Origin of the sequence: Brevibacillus sp. BD137 (genome assembly GCF_041644655.1) — a bacterium.
In the GTDB taxonomy this organism is placed as follows: domain Bacteria; phylum Bacillota; class Bacilli; order Brevibacillales; family Brevibacillaceae; genus Brevibacillus; species Brevibacillus brevis_D.
The window spans coordinates 442,821-464,839 of sequence record NZ_JAOTNO010000004.1 but is presented as its reverse complement, the minus strand read 5'-3'; the positions used below and the strand labels follow the sequence as shown (position 1 = coordinate 464,839).

The following is a 22,019-nucleotide window of genomic DNA, read 5'->3' as shown; positions in this document are numbered from 1 at the left end:
ATTCTATCAGAAACAGCCGATGTCCTGCACGTAAGGCAGAGAATCGGCTGTCAGTTCCCTTACGAATTAGGATTGAACAAACTCCATCAGCTTCTTATTAAAGTCATCCGCCTGACATATCGGCAAGCCGTGTCCACTATTATCAAACGGAAACAGCTTCGACCCTTTGATTTGCTGCTGGGTGAGCTCGGCGCTTTTGAATGGAATCAATTGATCGTGAATCCCATGAAAAATTCCAGTCGGCACGCGGATTTGACCCAACTCATTGATGACATTCTCTCTCACTGCTGCTTGCATGATTTTGATGAGCGCATAGGAAGCGGAATCCAGCCCCATTTTGACAAACCACTGGAGCGTAGCCGTCCCTAAATTGCGATTGAAAAACTGCAAAGAAACTGTGTTTAATAACTCAGGCAAATTGGCGTACATCTGACTGATCAGCCCCTCCGCTTGCTCCTTCGAGACGCCGTATGGAGAACCCGGCATTTTCACAAAGGAAGGAGAAACCGCATCCACTAACGCTAGCTTGGAAATATGCCGCCCCTCATAACGAGACATATACCGGATGGAAATGGCTCCACCCACCGAAAAGCCTAACAAGACAGCATCCCTACTCTGTAATGCTTCCAAAACGACAAAGATGTCATCTGCCAAGCGATCATACGTATACCCGCTCCATGGTTTGTCCGATTGGCCGTTGCCGCGTATGTCCATGGCAACACAGCGGAAACCGTGCTGGGGAAGTACGTTGAATTGGTAGGAAAACATGTTATGGTTGAGCGGCCAGCCGTGAACAAAAAAAATCGTTTTACTATTCGGACCAGGATTGAGGTCTTCAACGAAAACCGTGACACCCTTTTCGACTTCAATGTACATAACCCTACCTCCTGTATCGCACCATGCACCTCTTTACACTCAAAGTATGTCACCAGTTGTAGGGTTATGTTACTACTGTCCTAAGCCCTGACTTGGATACGCATGAACGATGCGTCCTTTTCTTCCCGTGGTCGTGACTGCTTGTGCAAGGGAATGGTAGATGGCTTCTTCTGTCGCTTCTGCCGCAGCAACAAACAGTTCGTTCATGATCGGATGATCCTCGCGTAGCTGCACGCGCGTTTCCGTAATGGTTGTTGTCTGATGGGGGATTTTTTGTGCTGTGGAAAAAGCGATGACGATGTCGCCGCTTCCATGCCCAAAATGGCTGCCCGTTCGTCCCAAGCCGATTCCTGCGCGCTTTGCTACCCGAAGCAGTTGTCGATCGCTGAGCGGCGCATCTGTCGCCAGTACGATGATGATGGAGCCGTCCTCGGACTTCTCTACTGCGTTTTCATAGCTTTTGCAGCTTGTGAACAAGTTTGCTCCCAAGAAATCATTTTTGTTGCCAAAGTTGCTGAGTACCAAACTCCCCAATGTATAGGCATGCTCCTCAGCCACTACGATACGAGAAGAAGAGCCGATACCACCCTTATAACCAAAGGCAATCATCCCCGTCCCTGCCCCGACAGCTCCTTCTTCTACGGCCTGATCCGTTGCGTTCTGAATCGCTTCTCTAGCATCTTCCGGACGCACGACGCAGCGGCGAATGGAATTGAGATGACCATCGTTGCATTCGCCTACGACTATGTTGATCGTCCCGGTCGTGTCCCCGATCTCTTCATTCGTATCCAGCATGTATTGCAGAGTCCCTTGTGTAACCGCAGGGACGGAAAACGTATTGGTGAGCATGATCGGCGATTCCAGCACCCCCAGCTCATTTACTTGCACGAGTCCCGTCGTTTTGCCGAAGCCGTTGATCACATAGCTGGCTGCGGTTACCTTTTCCCGAAACAAGCTGCCGCCATGTGGCAAAATGGCTGTCACTCCTGTACATGCATAGTCGTCGTTGTCCAGCTCATGCTGGATCGTCACGTGTCCGACACGGACTCCGGCTACATCCGTAATGTCATTTTTCTCACCAACCGGCAGTCTACCAATTGTCGCACCAAGCTGCCGCATTTTTTTCGTCATACATTCCATTCCTTTCGTGCATCTATGCCGATTGCTTACACGGGACGATTGCGCAGAAAGTTCTCATAGGCAAACCCGCGCACTTCTTCTTCCTTATAATGCTTGAGCAGCTCGTTGATCAGGTTTTGGCTCTGCCCCGCATGCTCCAAGCCCACGACCTTTGCGGTAATGCCGTCAAAGTCAGAGCCGAGCCCGATATGACGCACGCCACCGAGTGAACAAAAATGATCGATGTGCTTGATTAGATCATCTATCGTGGTTGGTGTCGTTTCGTTGATAAACTGGGTGCAGTAAACGACATGTACATTCGCGCCTTTGGCAAATAACGCTTTTGCCTGTTCATCCGTCAGATTGCGTGGATGGTCGCAGATTGCTCGTGCATTTGAATGACTCGCGATCGGATATGTAGCCAGCTCAATCGTATCCCAGAAGCTGCCCTCTCCTAGATGCGAGACGTCCGTCAACATTTTATGCTCATTGTGGAACTGAATGATTTCCTTGCCAAAGGTCGTCAGTCCGGCATTCCTCGGTTCCAGCGCACCATCCGCAGCGAGATTCGCGAAGTTCCAGGTGAGGCCCACAGAGCGAACCCCTAGCTGATAAAAAATGTGCAGCTTCTTCAAATCGTTACCGATTGGCTCAACCCCTTCCAACGTCAGCAACGCTCCGATCTCTCCCTCTTGCAAACGGTCGAGATCGCTCCAATCACGGATCTGTTTCATTTCTGGATGTTTTCCGAGAACCTCTGTATAAAAGTAATGAATTTGATCCAAAGCTTTTTGAAAACGTTGCTCCGTGGACAATTCAGGTGATGTCCAGATCGCATAGCACTGTAGCTTCACCCCGCCATCGTGTAGCCGTTTCCTGTTGACGTCCAGCTCGTCCGCATCTGCAAAGGACAGAGCCCCATTTTTCTCCCAAATTTTCAGAAGTGCATCACAGTGTAAATCGATAATCGGCATTCTGGCCATTTTCATCCATCCCTTGGGCTATTTTCTTTTGATAACTCTACCTATTCTGCTAATTTTACGTTAATGTAATTTTATAAGCGATTCCAATTAAAATTTGCAATAGGCCACTTTAAAAATTCACATAATGGAGCCACTACTCATGAATATGGAGCAAATGGAAGCATTCATCTTTGTCGCCCTGACCGGGAGCTTCAGCAAAACGGCTGATTTGCTCTATCTGTCACAGCCCACAGTCAGCATGCGAATCAAGGCACTTGAAACGACTATGGGCTGTAAGCTGTTTCAACGTACGAGTCATACGATTTCTCTTACAAAGGAAGGCGATCTGTTCCTTCCTTATGCCAAAAACATCATGCATATGCTACAAGAGGGACAGCAAGCCATTCAGCGATCGCAAGGCGATGTAGAGGGAGAATTGACCATCTCCACCGTTTTTGTCTCCGCCTTTTACATTTTGCCTGACCTCGTCCAGCAGTTCCAGCAGTTGTACCCCAAAATCAAGCTGACGATCCTCACCGGACATTCTCATCAGGTGCTCGATATGGTTCTAAACCATGAGGTGTCGTTTGGAATTGCTCGTGCCGTTACCCATCCACAGATTAACCGGATTCAACTGATGCCGGATGACATGGTCTTAGCGATTTATCCTGACCATCCGTTTGGATTCCGCCACCAGGTTTCCATTGAAGAAGTCGCACGTGAACGATTGATCTTGTTCAATCGGGGCTCGCTCGACTGGAAGCTGATCAACAATGCGTTCAGCCATTTTCAGCTACAAAATAACGTCATCATGGAGGCTGACAATATCGAGGTCGTGAAGCGGATGGTCAAACAACGGCTGGGCATCGCCTTTTTGCCTCGGTTTGCCATTTCCAAAGACTTGGACGAAGGGGAGCTCCAGGAAGTAGACGTCTTGAATCTGCCACAAATCAACCGGAACTTCGAGCTGATTTACCTCAAGGATACACCTGTTCACGGGATTATGCGTACGTTTATCGACTTTTTGATGCAGTGCAAAGCCTTGCAGCAGTAAAGGGAAAAGGATGCCATTGGGACGCCCCTTATCTGCCACATTCTATTCATTCAGATCCTCTGGAGGTGATTGCCCATGTCGTCTCAACTATTCGAACACGCAGCCAAAACATCTATTCTGCAGCAGCCCGTCCAAAAAACTATTCCCCCACCTTCGTCATCCATCAAGCAAGATAGCCCGTCACGCCTTATCCAGCTGCAGAAGTCGATTGGAAATCGTGCACTGATTCAGTTAATGAAATCACAAAAACAAGGAATCGCGCATAACAAACTGCCTATCCAACGCTTTAAGGAAGAGGATGAGCTTAATACGCGTCGTCGAGTAAACGCAGAAACAGCTAGAGGCGAAGCTTTTCAAAATAATGAGATGCAAATGGATCATACCATCTCACAGCATTCCCTTATCACCTTCAGCGAGTTATTAGGAGAAATTCAGCAATTGCCGAATAAACCATTTGAGGCAACCAAGAAATCCTACGCTACTCTTATCAACGAAATAAAAATGGTGTCCGATAACGAAGAAAAATGCACGCGGATTCAATTGGTGAATTTCTATAAAAACTTGGTGCCTGGATTTCAAGGTACGACTGGGAATCCAGGTTCAAAATTCGATCCACAAATTGAGATGGTAGACATGGATGAGGAGTCGTCAATCATCGCCCGAGAAAAGGAAGTCTCTGTAGTACTAAGAGAAATCGATTCGTATATACGTAAGCTCTACCATTTGACCGAGCTGTTTCCAAATACAAAAAGGAATACTGATCTGGCCGAACAGATGAATGAAGTGCTTTCAAAAATATTGAATGACATAAAGACATGCTTGAAGAAAGTACGTAAAGAGTTTCCACAGGAACCAGGCTATGATGAAACCATCTGGTACAAATCTGCAACGAAAAATGTGAAGCGCGTCCCTGCGGAATGGCTAAAACCGGGAGCAGGCAAGTTAGAGGATTTGGGCTCAAAGCAGCATTTATTAGGGTATGGAAAAGACAAAGAAGCGAAACCAAACACGCAAGTCCCACATGATTCTTTCAAGGAAGTGACCTTTACCTGGGATTACCAGCTAACCGAATTTGATGAAAAAATCAAAGTGAAAGTAGTCATTTCAGAAAAATGCTGGAAGCACATTTACGCTCGGCATAAGCTGGAATACTTTGCGGGCGATGTGCAGGCGATCAATACATTTTGGAAGGACGATCCACATGAGAAAATTACCCAAGAGCTCCTAGAGCCCGAGATCAACCTTCTCATCGAAAGATCGACACTCCAATTACGTGCGTTGCAAGAGGGCGATAAATATCCAATAAACGAAACAGCACACCATTTGTTCTTCCAAGGAAATATGGAAGTCGTGGAGGAAGTGCAAAACATCGCCGAACCTGTAGCGAACTCCCAACCAGTACACAAAAGGAAAAACAAAAAGAGGAATCAGAAAAAGGTCCCCAAAGCTGCAACCAAGCCCCCCATTAAAAGCATCCACATCACATTGGAATCTGTTGCACCGCAAAGCCCCGAGCTAGCCTACGCAGTTGAACCCACTCTTCTGCAAAATGAATATTACCAAAAACGAGGGTTACAAAGACTATCTCCCCCAAAACAAGGAAGCCAGAGCGTCGAAGAGAAGTAGCCATTCAAAAAGCTTCGCATCACCCCAACCACGTGGGTTCTGATGCGAAGCTTTTTTAAGGAGGCACTGCGTCTCTCTCATGCTTTTTTCCGTGCTCGCAATTCTGTACGAATGATGATCTCTGCCGTCACGACAAGTCCAATCAGGGCGGCATATACACCGATTGTGTAGCTGAGCTCATACGGCAAGCCTACCACCTTCTCTACGATCAGCTTCATGAGATGAATCAGCATGTTGGTAAATAAGAAGACGAAACTCCGGACCATCCATTCTTTATGCTTTATGACTTGGCGCTTTTTAATTTTGACGAGCGCCGTAATAGTGATTGCCGGCCAGATAATGTTCAACAGGTGGAAGGGCCAACTCGCCACTTTTCCTCCCGTTACATAAGGAGCCATATACCCCGATGTGACTACCACAACCAACACACTAAAAAGATAAACATAACCTGTTACTTTATGTAGCTTGCGCTTCTGGGCGAGCAGCTTGTCCGAAAAGTTAGCCACCCCACAGATTAGGGCAATCAGGGCGAAAAACAAATGGACGTACATGACCGTAAGCCAGATCGATGTGTTCATTCGCTCTTTGTTGAAATCAGACTTGTGACTGAGAAAGCCTTTTGCTTCTGGATCGATGATAAAGTTTTGCACGAGTGCATACGCGATCGCTATACAGGCGACGAAAATGACAATCGAATACGGTTTGATACGGTTCATCCTGTCACACAACCCTTTGTTCGATTTTTTGATACCGAACGGTTCGGTCTCTTTTTGATTTTACATGATTTCCTTCTTTCGTACACGAGAGAAATGTTACAATAACTTGGACGAATATAGACCGTGTTGGCCGAATGAAAGGACTATCGCGATGCGAAAAGGCGAAAAAACAAAGCTGTATATTATCCAGAAGTCAGCAGAGCTATTTAATCAATACGGATATACAGGAACCTCCATGCAAGACATCATGGATGCCACGGGACTTACAAAAGGTGCCCTCTACAGAGGTTTTGCCAGTAAAGATGAAATTGCAATAGAGGCCTTCAAATATGCGGGTGAAGTGTTACAAGAACATTTTGCAGCTGCACTAGAAAAACAGGACACAGCCACTGGAAAAATCGTAGCCATGGCAAAGGTGTATTCTGATGCGGTAAACAATCCCCCGCTCCAAGGTGGCTGTCCGCTTCTCAACACAGCCATCGAAAGTGACCATTCGTTCCCTGTTCTTCGCGATTATGCCCTCACCGCTTACCAAGAGGTCATTTCGTTCATGCAGAGATTGCTGGAAGAAGGAATCGCCCAGGGAGAATTTCGCTCCGAAATGGACGCAGAAGCAGTTGCTTCGTTTGTCTTTTCTTCCATTGAAGGAGCCATCATGGCAAGCAGACTCACACACGATAACAAGCATGTCCATTTTGCCAGCAAGCATATTGAGCAGCTTTTACAGTCATACCGGCCCTAGCAAAAAGAAAAGAGCAGTCGCGCAGGATGTGCTACCCCTGCCTACCTGCTCTTTTTTCGTGGACTTTTCCTGCTACTTTCTATTTGATGTAGTGTACTTTTTCATGTCCGAGCAATGCTTCCAGCACTTGCTGTACTTTCACGCCTGTTTCAAATGTAACCAGTCTGGCATTGCCACCGTTCATCGCAATAGACAGCTCATCCAACAACAGGGAGAGACGGTCTTGCTGCGGAACTTCAGCCGGAACGAGCGCTTCGCCGTGTCCACCCACAAACAGATTGCTCCAGTTCACGACACTCAGCGTTCCTTTTGACCCGTACACGCGATAATCCAAATGCTCCTCATGCGCGATACCCGCCAAGCCATTGATCGTAACCGGGGTACCATCTGTCAGATGCAGAAAGGCCGATACACCTGTCTCACATAGCGCAGGATCTGCTGGATAGTCTACCTCTGAGTGGACTACATGCAGGTCTCCGAAGAGCTCGTAAGTCAGATGAGTGAAATGAGGCAGCACTTCTCGGATGAAACCGCCTTGCTCACGACCAGCCAGCCAAGGTGTTTGCTGCCATGGACGCGGCCACTGGTGAAAATGCGTCAGGATATCGATACGGCGGACATCTCCGATTGCTTCGAGTCTGCGGGATAGTTCAGGAAAAACACCTTGATAGTAGAGCGGGAAGTTCATCGCATGGACAACCCCTGCGTTATTTGCTGCTTCCAACATTTCTTGCGCTTCTGTCAAGGAATTAGCCAACGGCTTTTCACAGAGCAAATGCTTTTTGTGCGCCAGCACATCCAGGGCAATCGCGTGATGGAATTTCGGAGGAACTGCCAAATAGATGACGTCCAGCTCTACCTTTTTCAATAATTCCTTATAATTTGTGTACCAAGGCACATCGCCGGACTTTTGCGCGGCTTCCTGTGCTCTTTCCGCTGATACATCACTCACTGCGGCTACTCGAAATTTTTCGTGGGTACGGATCGCGTTCATCATGCGTTCGCCCATGACGCCTGCGCCAATCACCCCAACGTTCCATTTCACTTGATCCATCTGCCTTTCCTCGCTTCCTGATGAATGTTCGTCTTCGTGCCTCTACCCCTTTCTCCATTGATTTGAACATTCCTTCTGAAAAGCTCAGATTGTCAGCTGCTTCTGCGCTTCCTTTTTTACCCGCTTTTTCTCCTTCTGGATAGCTATGACTGTATAGAGAGAGGGAACGACAATCAGCGTAAGTAGCATCGAGAACAGTAAGCCAGAAATGATCGTAATGGCGAGAGGCTGAAACAGCACGCTTCCCGTAATCGCCATCGGTGACAGACCGGCTACTGCGGCAAAGGTCGTCAGTAAAATCGGGCGCAACCTTGCTTTCCCCGCCCTGATGACTGCATCGTTCAGAGAGACGCCTTGATGCCTCGCTTCCTCAATAAACTCGATTAGTACGATCCCGTTGCGAACGACGATACCCGCCAATGCGATAAAGCCTGCTACTGTCATGAATCCAATCGGTGTGGAAGTGATAAATAGCCCGATCAAGCTGCCCGCGATGGCGAGGTAGACTGTACTCATGACCAAGACAGGAATAGACAACGAATTAAACTGCAGCACGATCAGCAAAAAGATGAGAAAGACCGCCACAATCGCAAGCACACCCAAATCGAGCAAAACTTCCGACTCCTCCTCTGTTTCACCTGTTACATTCCAGCCATACCCGTCTGGCAATTCCAATTGCTCCATTTTCGCTGTTATTTCGCTCATCACGTCTGCAGCCGTCCGATCTCGGATATCACTCGTGATCGTGACGCTACGGGACATATTGTAACGAGGAATACTCTGCATCGATAAATCCGGCTTCATTTCTGCAATTTGCGAAACCGGAATAAGCTGCCCACGTGCATTCGGAACCGTGAGTTGCGCGAAGACTTGCTCTGTCGTCATTCCCCGCTGATCGGCTACCAGCGTAATATCGATCAAGTTTCGCCCATTGTCAAATTGTCCCATTGGAATGCCTTGGCTGATCAAACGCAACGTTCTGGTCAAATCCGCTTCGTTGATCAGCTCCTTGTCCATCTTTTCTTGATTCACATGGAATTGAAGGGAGTACTGTTCATTTCCGAGCGTGTCGTTGATGTTGTACGTTCCTTTTGACTCCATGATGAGCTGCTTGATTTGCTCAGAGATCGCGTACAGCTGTTGCAGATCATCCCCATACACCCGAATTCCAACCGGGTTACCAGAATACATCCCCGCCTTTACGCTGTACGGAATGATGTTCGCTTCTGGATACATCCTCTTAAACTGCTCCGACCACCGCGCCACCACCTTGCGCGCATCCATTTTGTGATTGTCAAAAGTAACGATCAATTGCGCTACATGTTCACCTGTACCAACCGGCGGTGCTGAGGGCATCATCTGTGGCGCATTGCCACCTACGAAAGACGAAACCTTCTGAATGTGTGCCTGTTTCGCGATCCATTCGGAAACACCCAGGGCAATTCGATCCGTTTCCTGTAAATTGCCGCCAATCGGCGTCTTTATATTCACAACCATCTGTGGCCTGTCATCATCAGGGAAAAGCTGAACAGGAACAACCGCAGCGAGTCCGTAGATAGCAGTGGCAATCAGTACTCCGCTCACTCCTGTTTTCAGCGGATATTTCAACATGGCTTTCAGAACACGATCGCCATACCAATTCGTCAATGCATCGATTTGTTTGCCTAATAAGCCCGCTGGCTTACGGTAGTCCGTCTCTGATTTGCTCCGTTTCTTGTTCCTTCGCTCGTTCCATTCCCGGTAAATCGGAATGATCGTAAGTGACATGAACATCGAGGCCGCCATCGTAAAAATGATAATGAGCGGTACCGGAAAAATAAACTGGCCTGCATCACCAGGCAGAAACATGATCGGCCCAAACGCAGAGATGGTAGCAAGGGTAGCAGTGACAATGGAGATGGCCACTTCCTTCGTCCCGGCTACAGCAGCCGTGTACGAATCCTCGCCCAAGACAGATAATCTGCGCTCGATGTTGTCATTTACCACCACTGCGTCGTCAACCAAAATACCGAGAACAATGATGAGCCCGAATACGGTCATTTGATTGAGCGTAATGCCAAAGAAGGGCAGAACCACCATCCCAGCTGCCAAAGAGATGGGGATCGCCAATGCAACCATCAAGGATGTCGTTACATTCAATCCAAGGATGCAAATAAAAAGTACGGCTATGATCGCAATGATCATTTCCAGATACAATTCGGAAAAAATACTGCCGATTCGATCCACTTGCAAAAACACAGGCTCTTTTTTCGCCCACGCCGGGAGACTCTTTTCCAACGTGGCAAGCTTCGTATCCACCGCTTTTTGCACAGCTGGAACATCGCTTCCCAGCTCAGCGTTGATGCTAATGGTCGCAGCAGGCTTCCCGTTGTAATAGGTTCGATACTCCACCCGTTTGGTACTGTCGGAAATGGTGGCAATATCCTTCAAATAGACGGGCATTCCTTCCTGCGTACGTGTCACGACTACCTTTTCAAAAGTCGCTACTTCATAGCTGACTGGTAATGTGAGCTGATATTTTCGCGTATCAATATTGACATCACCTAGGGGTGTTGTTTCGTTTTTCGTTTGGACAGCATGGATGACTTGCGCCCAGGAAATGCCGTATTGTTGCAGCTTCTGTGCATCGACCGCGACCTTTACTTCCTGCTCCGGCAATCCTTGGATCGAAACATCGGATACGCCTGGCACGGTTCGAAGCTGATCCTTCCATAGATCAAGCATATCGCGTAGTTGGAGGATTTCTTCAAAAGAGTTGGCTGTGATTTGAAAGGTCTGGATGAAAGTCCGGCTCATGTCATCATTGATGAAGGGCTGCTCTGCTTCATCGGGTAAATCGGCCTCGGCATCCTTTACCTTTTTCCGTACATCTTCAAACACCGTTTTTGGTTCAACGTCATTCTCTGTTTGCACGTTGATAATGGATACACCTGATCGGGACTCCGAACTAATGGATTTGATTCCTTGCACCTCGTTGATTTTTTCTTCCAGCTTCTTCGTGACTGTCTGCTCCACCTTTTCAGGAGTCGCTCCCGGATAAACGGTGGTGATGGTAGCCATGCTGACGATAATGTCTGGTTGCTCTTGCTTCGGAAGCGTAACTGAGATGAACATACCAATCAGCACGAGCATCGAAAAGAAAACGAGGGTGATTTTGCGCTTGTTGATGAAAAACTCGATCATGGCTGATTGCCTCCTTTCACGGTGACAGAGTCCCCGCCAAGCAAACGATCAGCACCTTTCGTAATCAACATGTCGCCTGCTTGCAAGCCAGCAGTAATTTCCAAATGATTGTCAACATACTGACCAATCGTGACAGTGGTCTTGATCGCTTTTCCATCCGCTAGCAAAAAAACGTAAGGCTCAGAACCACGGCTAAAAACGGTTTTGGCAGGGACAAAAATGCCTTTCTTTTGAGACAAGGTTCGCTTTGCGCTGATGACTTGCCCTGCAAACCAATCTTTTTTGGTGTTATCAATGACGACTTCCACGCTAATCGTGCCCGTCTGCTCGTTCGTCGCCGGATAAATCGTCGTAACCTTTCCGATTCGTTTGTCTTCATACAAACGAATCTCGACCTCATCTCCCACCTTCCACGCTGAGATGTCCTTGTCCGGTACAGGCAAGACTGTTTTCAACTGTTGGATGTTGCCGATTCGATAGACAGGAGCCCCTGAACTTGCGAGTTGCCCAACATCAGCCATTTTCGCTAGCACTGTTCCTTGAATAGGTGCTTTCACTTCCGTTTTTGCCAAAGTAGCTGCAGCCTGATCGCGAGTGACCATCGCCCCTTGGTAGCTGGCATTTGTCGCGCTGATATCCTCAGTCCGAGCGCCTTCTATCACTAGCGAATACGTCTCTTGCGCTTCTGCATAATCTTTATCTGCTAGTTCAAAGGCATTCTTGGCACTTTCAAATTCGGTTTCGGAGATCGCCCCATTTTTATAGAGCTGTTCCATGCGCTGATAGTCTTTCTGTGCTTGATCCCGAGAGATTTTCTTCGCTTCGACTGCTACTTTCGCTTGCTGAACTTCTTGTTCCCGGGCTCCGTTTTTTACTTTGGAAAGCTCGGCGCTCGCACCATGCATCTCAGCATTTGCCAATGCCAACTGGAGAGAGTAGTCTGTAGCATTGAGGCGGGCGAGCACTTCTCCCTTCTTGACAACATCTCCTTCTTTGTATGGCAATGACTTGATTTCCCCGGCTACTTCAAAAGAAACAGTCGTCTCTTCGATAGGGGCAAGTGTCCCTGACAGTTCACTGCTCGATTGGAAGCTTTTCAGCTTGATCGGCTCCGCTTCCACAATTTTGGCCTCGGCTTGGACTTCGCTTTCCGTTGACGGCTTCATCTGATTGCAAGCCGTCCCAATCACTGCAAGGGAGATGATCAGCAACATCCCCACCACTTTTCTTCCCGTCTTATTCATGTAGGCCTCACTCCTATTGCTTTATAGAAAAGTATTCCGGAATGAATATTCATTCCGTTTTGTTCAAAAGAAGGATCAGAATTAATGAATTCTGATCGCATCCCAGCAAGCTTCCTCTACACCGGCAAGCAATTCCGGGGTTTCTTCGATTTCGCCAGCCTTGATGCACTTGTTCAATGCGATGAATGCCCCGTCCATAATCGCAATCAATGCATCCGCTGGCAATGGACGGATAACCTTATTTTTTTGTCCCCGTTCAATGAATTCGCATAAAAATGTTCGCAGCTTCATGTATGCTTCGCGGCTGGCTTCGTCCAGGTAGTGACCGTTTGTATGGGAATCCAGAAACAGCAAGGCATTCAAATTCTTTTTGGCGTAGCGAATCACCTGATTCGCAATATGCCGAAATTGCTCGCGTAAGTCATCAGATGTGCGAGGATAACCATCATTGATTGTCTCAAGCAGCTCCCACACACATTCTTGAAACAGCGTATTGACGAGCGCTTCTTTGTTTTCGAAATAACGATAGATGGTACCTGCACCGACCCCTGCCTTTTCGGAGATCATCGGAACGGTCGTCCCATCAAAACCGCGATCTACAAACAAATCGAGCGCTGCATCCAAGATTAATTCGCGCTTGGTTTCAGACAAGTTCATGACTCCTCTCGTGCGGAATGAATTTTCATTCTGGAGGAAATTATAGTATACATATTGCTGGGGTGTCAAATAGCACTTGCTTGGATTACCTGTTGGCTGGAGATTTTTGGTTGCGGGCGATTATGAGGATGTTTAGTTTGACCCAGCATTATTACAAAACAGCTAGAGAACCGGTGTAGTAACCATGTTCCCTAGCTGTTTCTTTATCCAACTGCTTCGTTACCCAATGTGCAAGCCAAATGTTTTATCTCTAAACGAAACGGTCTCCCTATCTGTTATTTTCGCAAAAGTCACACCCGAAACGAGTACACTTTCACGCAAAACATGATCAAAACGCTCCAATGCTGCTCGTAGCTCATCGTCTACATCCAGTGTAAGCTGGACACGTTTATCGATGGGCAAATCCAGCTTTTTGCGTGCATCCTGAATGACACGGATGACTTCACGAACCAAGCCTTCTTGCTCAAGCTCTTCTGTGAGTGTCGTATTCAGTGCCACATGGAGCTGATAGCCGGATGCAGAAGCAAAGCCTTGCTTCCCTTGCTTTTCCACGAGCAGCTCATCTAGCGTAATCAGCATACTCTCGCCTGCGACCTCCACATTCAAGTAGCCATTGTCCACTGCCTTCTGTGTATCGGCTACGTTCAATTCTTTTAGATACCCTTGGATAGGCCCAACGAGCTTGCCGTACTTTTTCCCGGCTACCTTCAGGTTGAGCTTGAAATGATACGTCACAAAGCTGCTGTCGCTTTGCTCTACCCGAATGTTTTTGACATTGATCTCGTCTTCGATAATTCCAGCAAACCGCTCGAGGTTAAATGGCTGCTCCATCGTTACGATCAGCTCGGACAGTGGCTGTCTGGTCTTGAGTCCGGTTTCGTTGCGGACATTTCGCGCCAGCTCCACGATGTTTCGAGCGGTTTCCATGTCCCGCTCAAGGGTTTCGTCGATTGCTTCTGTGTTCACTTTCGGATAGTCAGTCAAATGAACGCTGCCTTCTCCCCCCAGATTGCCATACAAATCTTCTGCGATCAGCGGCGCGTATGGTGCGATCATCTTCGCCAGCGTCAGCAACACTTCTCGCAGGGTCTGGTAAGCAGATACTTTGTCAGGCGTCATCCCACTGCTCCAGAAACGATCCCGCGAACGACGGATGTACCAGTTGCTCAACTCGTCGACGAACGCTTCGATATGCCCCGCCGGATTCATGAAATCGTAGGTTTCCAGACCTTTTACCACGTGCTGCAAGGTGGTATTCAAGCGGGAAAGTATCCAACGATCCAGCTCGTTCACAGGTGGTTGCGATGGATGCTCTTCTGACTTGAATGCATCGATCAAGGCGTATAACGAATAAAAAGCATGCGTGTTATGGATCGTATCGATCACTTTGTACTTCGCCTCGGCGACGATCCGCTTGGAGAACCGCTTACTGCTCCATGGCGCACTGTCAGACAAAAGCGCCCACCGGAACGCATCTGCACCGAACTCCTCGATTACCTCCCACGGATCGATCCCGTTTCCTTTGCTTTTAGACATCTTCTGACCGTGTTCATCCAAAACGTGACCGGTAGAGATGACCGCCTTGTAGGGTGCTTTTCCGTTATATAGGGTAGAGACTGCCAACAAGCTGAAGAACCAGCCCCGCGTCTGATCGATTCCTTCCGAAATGATGTCGGCTGGGTACTGCTCCTCGAACACCTTTTCGTCTCCGAATGGATGATGGTATTGAGCAAACGGCATCGAACCGCTATCGAACCACACATCGATGACCTCAGGTGTCCGCTCCATCGTACCACCGCAAGAGCAGCGCAGCTTCACCTCATCCACAAACGGCTTATGCAGCTCCAGCTTCTCGTCGATTGGTGCCACAGATTTCTCACGCAACTCTTTTACACTGCCTGGTGCATATTCACTGCCACAATCCTGACAAAGCCATAGATTGAGCGGCGTCCCCCAATACCGATTGCGGCTAATATTCCAGTCTACAAGCTCTTCGAGGAATTTCCCGAAGCGCCCTTCGCGCAAGTGGCCCGGATACCAGTCGATCTTGCTATTGTTTTCGATCAGCTGATCCTTGATCGCTGTCGTCTTGATGAACCAGCTCTCCATCGCGTAGTAGAGCAGGGGCGATTTGCAGCGCCAGCAGAACGGATAGCTATGCTCGTAGCGTTCCTTGGAAAACAGCAGACCGCGATGTGACAAGTCTTTGACGATATCGACGTCGCAATCCTTCACGAACCGACCTGCGAAATCTGAGATTTGATCAGTATAGCGACCAGCCAAATTCACGACGTTCACGAAATCAAGTCCATGCTGACGGGTCGTGCGATAGTCATCCTCCCCATGCGCTGGCGCAGTATGCACGATACCCGTTCCGCTCGTATCACTGACATAGTCCGCATCGACGACGATATGCCCATGGTTTACCTTGATATAGCCAAAAGGCGGCTCATACGGGGTACCGACCAATTCTGCGCCTTTGTGCGTGGACAAAACCTCGTAGTCTTCCTTGAAGACTTTCTCCGCGAGATTTTTTGCTACGACGTACACTTCATTCTTGTGCTTCACCCGCACGTAATCGAGCTCTTTGTTAACAGCCAAAGCCACGTTGGCTGGAAGTGTCCATGGTGTCGTCGTCCACGCGAGGAAGTAGTCATCGCTTGTCTTGCTTTTGAATTTGACCGTCGCACTCAAGTCCTTCACGTCTTCATAGCCCTGCGCCACTTCATGGGAGCTGAGCGTCGTCTGGCAATCCGGGCAATATGGACTGACACGATGCCCTTTGTACAGCAGTTCTTTTTTATGAATGTCAGAAAGGATGTGCCAGACACTTTCGATGTAGTCGTTGGTCAGCGTCACATATGGATGTTCCATATCCGTCCAATAGGCGATTCCTTCCGTCAGCTCGCGCCATTGCTTTTCGTACTCGAATACGCTGTTTTTGCACTCTTCAACGAACTTGGCCACCCCGTAGTTTTCGATCTCCTGCTTGCCGGAAATGCCAAGTCGCTTTTCCACCCCAAGCTCAACCGGAAGACCATGTGTATCCCAGCCTGCTTTGCGGACGACTCGGTAGCCGGACATCGTTTTGTAGCGTCCGATAAAATCCTTGATGACCCGTCCGAGTACGTGACCGATATGCGGCTGTCCGTTGGCGGTCGGAGGACCTTCATAAAAGACGAAGTTTGGCTTTCCCAGCCGATTGTCCATCGACTTGCGGAATGTATCGTCTTTCCTCCACTGTTCCAAAACGCGTAACTCTCGTGCCCTTGCTTTTTCTTTTACGTCTACTTTCCTCATCATGTACACTCCTTCTTCTGTAGTTTGCGTAGAAGTGTAGGTTCATAGAACGCAAAAAAATCCCGCCCCCTAAGGGACGAGATTTGATCTCGCGATACCACCCTTGTTCCGAAATCTTCATGCAAGCATGTCATTTCGGCACCTCTACTACGTACCATCATACGCGTCCCTTGTAACGGTGGGATTCCGGGTCAGCTTACTCCAAATGCTTCAGCTTTCCTTCTCGGAGAGGATTTTCGGCTAAGTCTTGAACGTTGGCTTTCAGCACCAGGGCCAACTCTCTGGGGAACAAGGGGATTAGCTTACTCTTTCTCGTCAATGAATTTGTTGGTGTTATTTTTGTTACTTTACTTTTTACACGGTTTTCTAAAAAATGTCAAGGGTTAGGCCACGACGCGCTTCACGCTGCGACGGCTTTCCACCTGCGACAAGAACAAGCTAAGAACCAGGATAATCGCGCCGAACAAATACGGTGCGTTCAAATGCACCCCGTACAACGTACCTGCCACTGCTGGGCCAAAAATATTCCCCAGACTCATATACGCATTGTTCATCCCCGCTACGAAGCCCTGTTCATCCCCCGCACGCTTGGAGATCAGCGTGTTGATTGCTGGACGCATAATCGATGTCAGGGTAAAGAAGAGAACCGTCATAATCAGCATATACCAGAAGTTACCCGACAATAGCATCATCACCATCGAAACAGCAGACAAGAAGAACGTCACGTTAATGAGTTTTTTCTCGCCAAAACGAGTAATGAGCTTACCGATCAGCGCTGCCTGCACAATCGTACCAGCAAGTGCTCCCACTGTGATAATGATGGAAATATCACGTGGAGTATAAGCGAACTTTGCATCGACGAACAGCGGGAAGATAACTTCGAAGTTCGCCAAGCCAAACGTCATCGTAAAGACCAGTACCAGCATGATGAAGTACGACGATTGGAACGACTTGCCGAGTTGTAAGAAGATGTTTTCCTGTTTGTCTTTGGCGTTTCGTGACGCGAGCTGCTTCTCTTTCGGAAGAGATTCTGACAAGAAGAAGATGGAACCGAGTGTAGCTACCGCACCAACTGCCGCGGAAATGTAGAACGGCATACGCAAGCCAAGCTCTGCCAAAAATCCACCAATACCAGGTCCGATAACAAATCCGAGAGACATGGCGGCCCCGAGCATCCCCAGTCCTTTTCCGCGTTTATCCTCGGTCGTAATGTCCGCTACATACGCCAGCATGGATGGAATCATCGCTGCTGCCCCAATCCCGCCGATCAGACGAGAAAGGTAGAGCACCCATGTCTGTTCAGCCAAGGCAAAAACCAGGTTGGAGATCGTAAACAGGACGAGTCCCATTACAATCATGATTTTACGACCGTACTTATCTGACCATTCCCCCGCAATCGGAGAAAAAAGAAATTGAGTCACACCAAAAGCCGCCACCAAGTATCCAGCCGTCTCCCCACCCGCGCCGAACTCTTTAAGAAACTCGGGCAAAATCGGAATAATCAAGCCAATTCCCAGCATGGCGATAAACATGTTAATCATCAGGAAGAGAATCGGTCGCTCACTATTCTCTTGTGCATTCATATTCATTTATCCAGTCCTATCCTTGTAGATTTTTCTTTTTAGCCTTGCAGCTTCGCTTTCACACTCTCAATCACCGTACGCCAAATGGCAGGGTCTGTTGAAATCTGTTGCTTAAAGTTGCGGTACAGCTCCTTTTGCTTTTCCTCAAAATCAGGAGCGTCAGCAGCCGGCAATCCAGCACGGGCAGTCGTAATCATTTCCTGCACTTCTGGAGAACGAGGTCCCCAAACTCTTGCCTCGCAGCCATCCTGGTCGAGGAAAATAAAGATCGGGATCGCACGTGCTGTGCCATTGGTCAAGTACTGATCCATCAGCTCGAGATTTTCGTCACGGATGAGAAAGCGCAATTCGATGTTGCTTTCCTCGGCAATTCGCTGAATGACAGGAACACATAAGGAAGCATCCCCACACCAGTCTGCGGTCAGGACGACCCCTTTCCAATTGCGCTGGGAGAGATCCTTCCAGACAACCAGATCCTCGTCAGTAAATGTGAGCTGATCGTACACGCGGGTCAGCTCTTCTTTATTGACGTTCATGCTTTCTGTGTACGCCGTAAAGCTCATTCCTTTTTCAAACCAACTGTTATGATTCACGACAGACATACTCCGTACTCCTCCTGTATAGTGAAAAATTATTGCTCCCAAATAGCAGAAGTTCCCAAGCGATTGCGAATGGAAGAGCTTCTTGTTTTGCGGGCTTCTTTCCCTGACTGTTTCATGGTGCTTGCCTTGGCAGTCAGGTCCATAAACCACTCTCTATCTTTGGTTGCGAGGGCGAGATCGATCAAATCATGCATATGCTCTTCATCATCAAAAGAGCCTACTGGAATGCGATCCATCCACTGTCTCGGAATCACCACCAGCTTGCCGATCGTCTCTTCGTTGTCGCATTGAACCACATATACTTTCGCGGTACCTCGCAATGAATCATCTGTTTCGACGAAGCCTTGAATTAACTCGCCGAATTTGGTTTTACCTAATACCCATTCTCCGACTTCCAATAACTCATCTCGATTCATTCTGGTGCACCTCCCAATTGTAACGGAAATCATTACAGTTTCCATGTTAAAAATTTGTAAGGTTACTGTTGCGAACTCTCCTGACATCCATGACGGACTTTATCTAATACGGTTTGGATCGTGATTTGTTCCAAATATTTTGTAAAGTACATCTCTGCTTCGGTAAAAATCTGATCCATAACTCCGTGCATATTCGCAGAAACCTGACACGCTTCTTGCGGATCTCCCGAACACCAGTGCGGCTTCAGCGTACCATTCGAGATCGAACGATATATCTCGGCCAAGGTGACCTCATTCGGGTCGCATGCGAGGATATAACCGCCGCCAATTCCCTCTTTTGTCTTCACAAATCCGTTCTTACGCAGAATGCTCATGATTTTGCGAATTCTGGCTGGATTCGTACATACATTTTTTGCGATGAGCTCACTGCTTGCCATATGCTCTGGGATATGAGCCAACAAAGCCAAGCTGTGAACAGCAATGGTAAATTCACTATTCACGTCACAGACGGCCTCCTTGCGAAGAGTACTGTAATAATAATTCGTACAGTTATGAATGTCAACAATTGTGTGGGGGCAAACTTTTTTAAAACCGGAGGTTTTCAATCTGTGGTGGTCGGGGGAAGCGAAGGCACATGTTTTCCAGTCGCCTTTTTCCTCACTTCGTTTGGGCGGTCTCCTTCCAAACATGTACCTTCGCTTTTCGGAGCTATTACTTCTGCGGGGCTTTTTTAAATAAGGTTTTTAATAAAAAGGATTTCATCGCGGATTGGGATGCCATTGTCTGCGATAAGGGGGATTTCTGGTTTGATTTGCCGGGCCTTGTCCACAGCATGGATGTACATCTCGTGAAACTGATAGCCTCTTTTTTGGTAAAAGCCCATGACGTGCAGGTTATCGTTGGTGGTGACGAGCTTCATGCGGTGGCAGCCTTTTTCTTTGGCGGTCTGCTCTACTTGATCGAGAAGGGCGGTCCCGATTCCTTTGTTTTCGATCACACTGTCCAAGGAAATGATTTCACATTCCTGATCTTCGAGCACATAAGAAATAAATCCATTGATTGCACCCTCTTCACCCATTACTGCGTAGCCGTCCAGCGCATCGCATTGGAAAACGCCACTGGAGATGACCATTTGCGGACTTCCCCAATGTTTGATAAAAAATTCAGTGATGACGTTTTTGTCCAGTTCACTTGTTGAAATTATCTGCATAGCATTCACCTCTCCAAAATGATAGAAAATAAGCCCTCGCTTTTGAATCAGCAAGGGCTCTACATCGTTACGAACGCACATCCAGCAGTACTTTTCCCGTACTCTCCCTACTCTCTACCCACGCATGGGCACTTGCTGCTTCTTCCAATGCAAAATGCTTGCCGATCTTGATGTCAAGATGTCCATTGGCCAAATAGTCCAAAACTTGCTTGGCAGTATCCTGTAACAAGTGTGGACGCAGCTTGCGTGTCGTACCAAAGCTGAAGCCTAATACAGAACGGCAGCTTGCGTGCAAATCGATTGTCTTGATCTGACCGATTTCGCCGCTGGCATTGCCAAAATGGACGAGTCGGCCGTACCAAGCGAGGCACTCGAGACTACGCTCGCTCACCGTTCCAGAAATCGAGTCCAAAATGACATCGGCTCCCGCACCATCCGTCAGCGCGCGTACACTCTCCACAAAATCTTCGCGATCATTGCAAATCACATGGTCGGCACCAGCTGACAAGGCAATTTCCGCCTTTGCTTCATTACCGACTGTGCCAATGACACGACCCGCTCCGAGCAGCTTTGCTAATTGAATTGCCGTCGTCCCAATTCCGCCTGCCGCAGCGTGAATCAGTACGGTTTCCCCTTTGGCAATGCGGGCAACCTTCGCCAGTAGCTGGTACGAAGTAAATGACACGACTGGGCAAGCGGCTGCTGTTTCCGTGCTGATTTGATCTGGCAGTGCAAAAGTCAAACACTCTTCCGCCACGATATACTCGGCGTATGATCCGTTGGCCGGAAACGCAATGACTCGTTGTCCCACCTTCAGGCTTTGCACCTCTGGCCCTACCTGTTCGATCACGCCAGTCGCATCGAGTCCCGGGATAAACGGCAGCTTGGCTGCTCCCTTTTTTCCATACCTGGATTTGATATCGGCAAAATTGACACTGGTCATCTCGACGCGGATCAGGACTTGCGTAGGTGACATGATCGGCATCTCGACTTCCGCATATTTCATCGTCTCCGGCCCGCCTAATGCCGTTACCAAGATCGCTTTCATGAGAACCCTCCAGACAAGATTGAAATGGAACGTTAGTTTTGCAGAATCGTCATGATCGCAGCTCTTTTCGCTGCGAACTCCTCGTCGGAAAGCACTGGGGTAAACGCAGCTCGCGGAATATCCACCAATAGATCATGCCAAGATTTGCAGCCCTGATAAGCGGCGTCCATCGGAATTTCTACCGGCTGCTCTAATCGATACATCCGCACGAACAAAATGTGCAGCGGCTGTTTTTTCTTCCAATGCAAGCGCACATCTGCAAAGTTATCCGTCCAGATGTGGAAGGGCGATAGCGCGCGCAGCTTGGCTTCGTCCATCAGTTCTACATCGTCGGTTACTTCAGCAAAATATTCGATCGTCACGGTCTTCTTGTCCATTGTCCAGCCTTCGAGGGTCGCATCTAACAGGTGTTGGTAGTCTACCTTTACCATGTCGCGCTTCTGGTGCTCATAGGTTGGATACAAATAAAATTGATTGTTTTCCAAGCGGAATTCTCGTGTTTCTTCGTATAACCCACCCTTGCGGATCGTGATGATCTGCTCACCTTCTCCAAGCGCTTTAACGGCGACTGCCCATTCCTTCAAGCTAAGGGGGGATAGCGGCTGTACGATCAACTGCATGCAGCAC

The 22,019-nt window shown here is 48.3% G+C and carries 19 protein-coding genes and 1 other annotated feature; of the genes, 3 read left to right on the top strand and 16 right to left on the bottom strand.

Annotated elements, in window-relative coordinates:
* Positions 1–66: 66 nt before the first annotated feature.
* The 3 genes from ODZ53_RS12170 to ODZ53_RS12160 all read right to left on the bottom strand — a co-directional run bounded on the left by ODZ53_RS12170 (position 67) and on the right by ODZ53_RS12160 (position 2,978).
* On the bottom strand, positions 67–876 hold the full coding sequence (locus tag ODZ53_RS12170; RefSeq protein ID WP_372677295.1) for an alpha/beta fold hydrolase: 810 nt from the start codon (positions 874–876) through the stop codon (positions 67–69).
* A gap of 72 nt (positions 877–948) precedes the next feature.
* On the bottom strand, positions 949–2,007 hold the full coding sequence (locus ODZ53_RS12165; RefSeq protein WP_372677293.1) for a DmpA family aminopeptidase: 1,059 nt from the start codon (positions 2,005–2,007) through the stop codon (positions 949–951).
* 35 nt (positions 2,008–2,042) lie between these two features.
* Positions 2,043–2,978, bottom strand: a complete 936-nt coding sequence (locus ODZ53_RS12160) for a dipeptidase (protein ID WP_372677291.1) — start codon at positions 2,976–2,978, stop codon at positions 2,043–2,045.
* 139 nt (positions 2,979–3,117) lie between these two features.
* On the opposite strand from ODZ53_RS12160, the gene ODZ53_RS12155 reads away from it, so the two are divergent.
* Both ODZ53_RS12155 and ODZ53_RS12150 read left to right on the top strand, forming a co-directional pair.
* Positions 3,118–4,011, top strand: a complete 894-nt coding sequence (locus tag ODZ53_RS12155; RefSeq protein WP_372677289.1) for a LysR family transcriptional regulator — start codon at positions 3,118–3,120, stop codon at positions 4,009–4,011.
* 75 nt (positions 4,012–4,086) lie between these two features.
* Positions 4,087–5,637 carry a hypothetical protein gene (locus ODZ53_RS12150; RefSeq protein ID WP_372677287.1) on the top strand — a complete coding sequence of 517 codons (1,551 nt, stop codon included), beginning with the start codon at positions 4,087–4,089 and terminating at the stop codon, positions 5,635–5,637.
* Between the two features lie 77 nt (positions 5,638–5,714).
* Here ODZ53_RS12150 and ODZ53_RS12145 read toward each other — a convergent pair whose 3' ends face one another.
* Positions 5,715–6,353, bottom strand: a complete 639-nt coding sequence (locus tag ODZ53_RS12145) for a DUF2306 domain-containing protein (protein WP_372677285.1) — start codon at positions 6,351–6,353, stop codon at positions 5,715–5,717.
* A 151-nt stretch (positions 6,354–6,504) separates the two neighbouring features.
* On the opposite strand from ODZ53_RS12145, the gene ODZ53_RS12140 reads away from it, so the two are divergent.
* Entirely contained in the window at positions 6,505–7,095 is a 591-nt protein-coding gene (locus tag ODZ53_RS12140) for a TetR/AcrR family transcriptional regulator (protein ID WP_173605405.1), read from the top strand.
* Positions 7,096–7,174: 79 nt separating this feature from the next.
* Here the strand turns inward: ODZ53_RS12140 and ODZ53_RS12135 are convergent, their stop codons facing one another.
* The 12 genes from ODZ53_RS12135 to ODZ53_RS12080 form a co-directional block, all read right to left on the bottom strand.
* Complete coding sequence (locus ODZ53_RS12135; protein WP_372677283.1) at positions 7,175–8,149, bottom strand: Gfo/Idh/MocA family protein; 975 nt, start codon at positions 8,147–8,149, stop codon at positions 7,175–7,177.
* 84 nt (positions 8,150–8,233) lie between these two features.
* On the bottom strand, positions 8,234–11,332 hold the full coding sequence (locus ODZ53_RS12130; RefSeq protein ID WP_372677281.1) for an efflux RND transporter permease subunit: 3,099 nt from the start codon (positions 11,330–11,332) through the stop codon (positions 8,234–8,236).
* On the bottom strand, positions 11,329–12,576 hold the full coding sequence (locus tag ODZ53_RS12125; RefSeq protein ID WP_372677279.1) for an efflux RND transporter periplasmic adaptor subunit: 1,248 nt from the start codon (positions 12,574–12,576) through the stop codon (positions 11,329–11,331). Before ODZ53_RS12125 ends, ODZ53_RS12130 begins: the two co-directional genes overlap by 4 nt.
* Positions 12,577–12,657: 81 nt before the next feature.
* Complete coding sequence (locus ODZ53_RS12120) at positions 12,658–13,227, bottom strand: TetR/AcrR family transcriptional regulator (protein ID WP_372677277.1); 570 nt, start codon at positions 13,225–13,227, stop codon at positions 12,658–12,660.
* Between the two features lie 225 nt (positions 13,228–13,452).
* Positions 13,453–16,533 (bottom strand): isoleucine--tRNA ligase, encoded by a 3,081-nt coding sequence (gene ileS, locus ODZ53_RS12115; RefSeq protein WP_372677420.1) that lies wholly within the window; start codon positions 16,531–16,533, stop codon positions 13,453–13,455.
* 69 nt (positions 16,534–16,602) lie between these two features.
* Positions 16,603–16,861 (bottom strand) — a binding site (T-box leader).
* Between the two features lie 55 nt (positions 16,862–16,916).
* Positions 16,917–18,122, bottom strand: a complete 1,206-nt coding sequence (locus ODZ53_RS12110) for an MFS transporter (RefSeq protein ID WP_012685261.1) — start codon at positions 18,120–18,122, stop codon at positions 16,917–16,919.
* Between the two features lie 32 nt (positions 18,123–18,154).
* Positions 18,155–18,718, bottom strand: a complete 564-nt coding sequence (locus tag ODZ53_RS12105) for a thioredoxin family protein (RefSeq protein ID WP_372677275.1) — start codon at positions 18,716–18,718, stop codon at positions 18,155–18,157.
* Between the two features lie 29 nt (positions 18,719–18,747).
* Positions 18,748–19,134: an IDEAL domain-containing protein gene (locus ODZ53_RS12100; protein WP_064201213.1), complete on the bottom strand. Its 387-nt coding sequence runs from the start codon at positions 19,132–19,134 to the stop codon at positions 18,748–18,750.
* Positions 19,135–19,196: 62 nt separating this feature from the next.
* Complete coding sequence (locus ODZ53_RS12095; RefSeq protein WP_016741060.1) at positions 19,197–19,634, bottom strand: RrF2 family transcriptional regulator; 438 nt, start codon at positions 19,632–19,634, stop codon at positions 19,197–19,199.
* 230 nt (positions 19,635–19,864) lie between these two features.
* On the bottom strand, positions 19,865–20,344 hold the full coding sequence (locus ODZ53_RS12090; RefSeq protein ID WP_372677272.1) for a GNAT family N-acetyltransferase: 480 nt from the start codon (positions 20,342–20,344) through the stop codon (positions 19,865–19,867).
* A gap of 67 nt (positions 20,345–20,411) precedes the next feature.
* Positions 20,412–21,392: a quinone oxidoreductase family protein gene (locus ODZ53_RS12085; RefSeq protein ID WP_372677270.1), complete on the bottom strand. Its 981-nt coding sequence runs from the start codon at positions 21,390–21,392 to the stop codon at positions 20,412–20,414.
* Positions 21,393–21,424: 32 nt separating this feature from the next.
* On the bottom strand, positions 21,425–22,012 hold the full coding sequence (locus tag ODZ53_RS12080) for a DUF1802 family protein (RefSeq protein ID WP_372677268.1): 588 nt from the start codon (positions 22,010–22,012) through the stop codon (positions 21,425–21,427).
* Positions 22,013–22,019 lie beyond the last annotated feature (7 nt).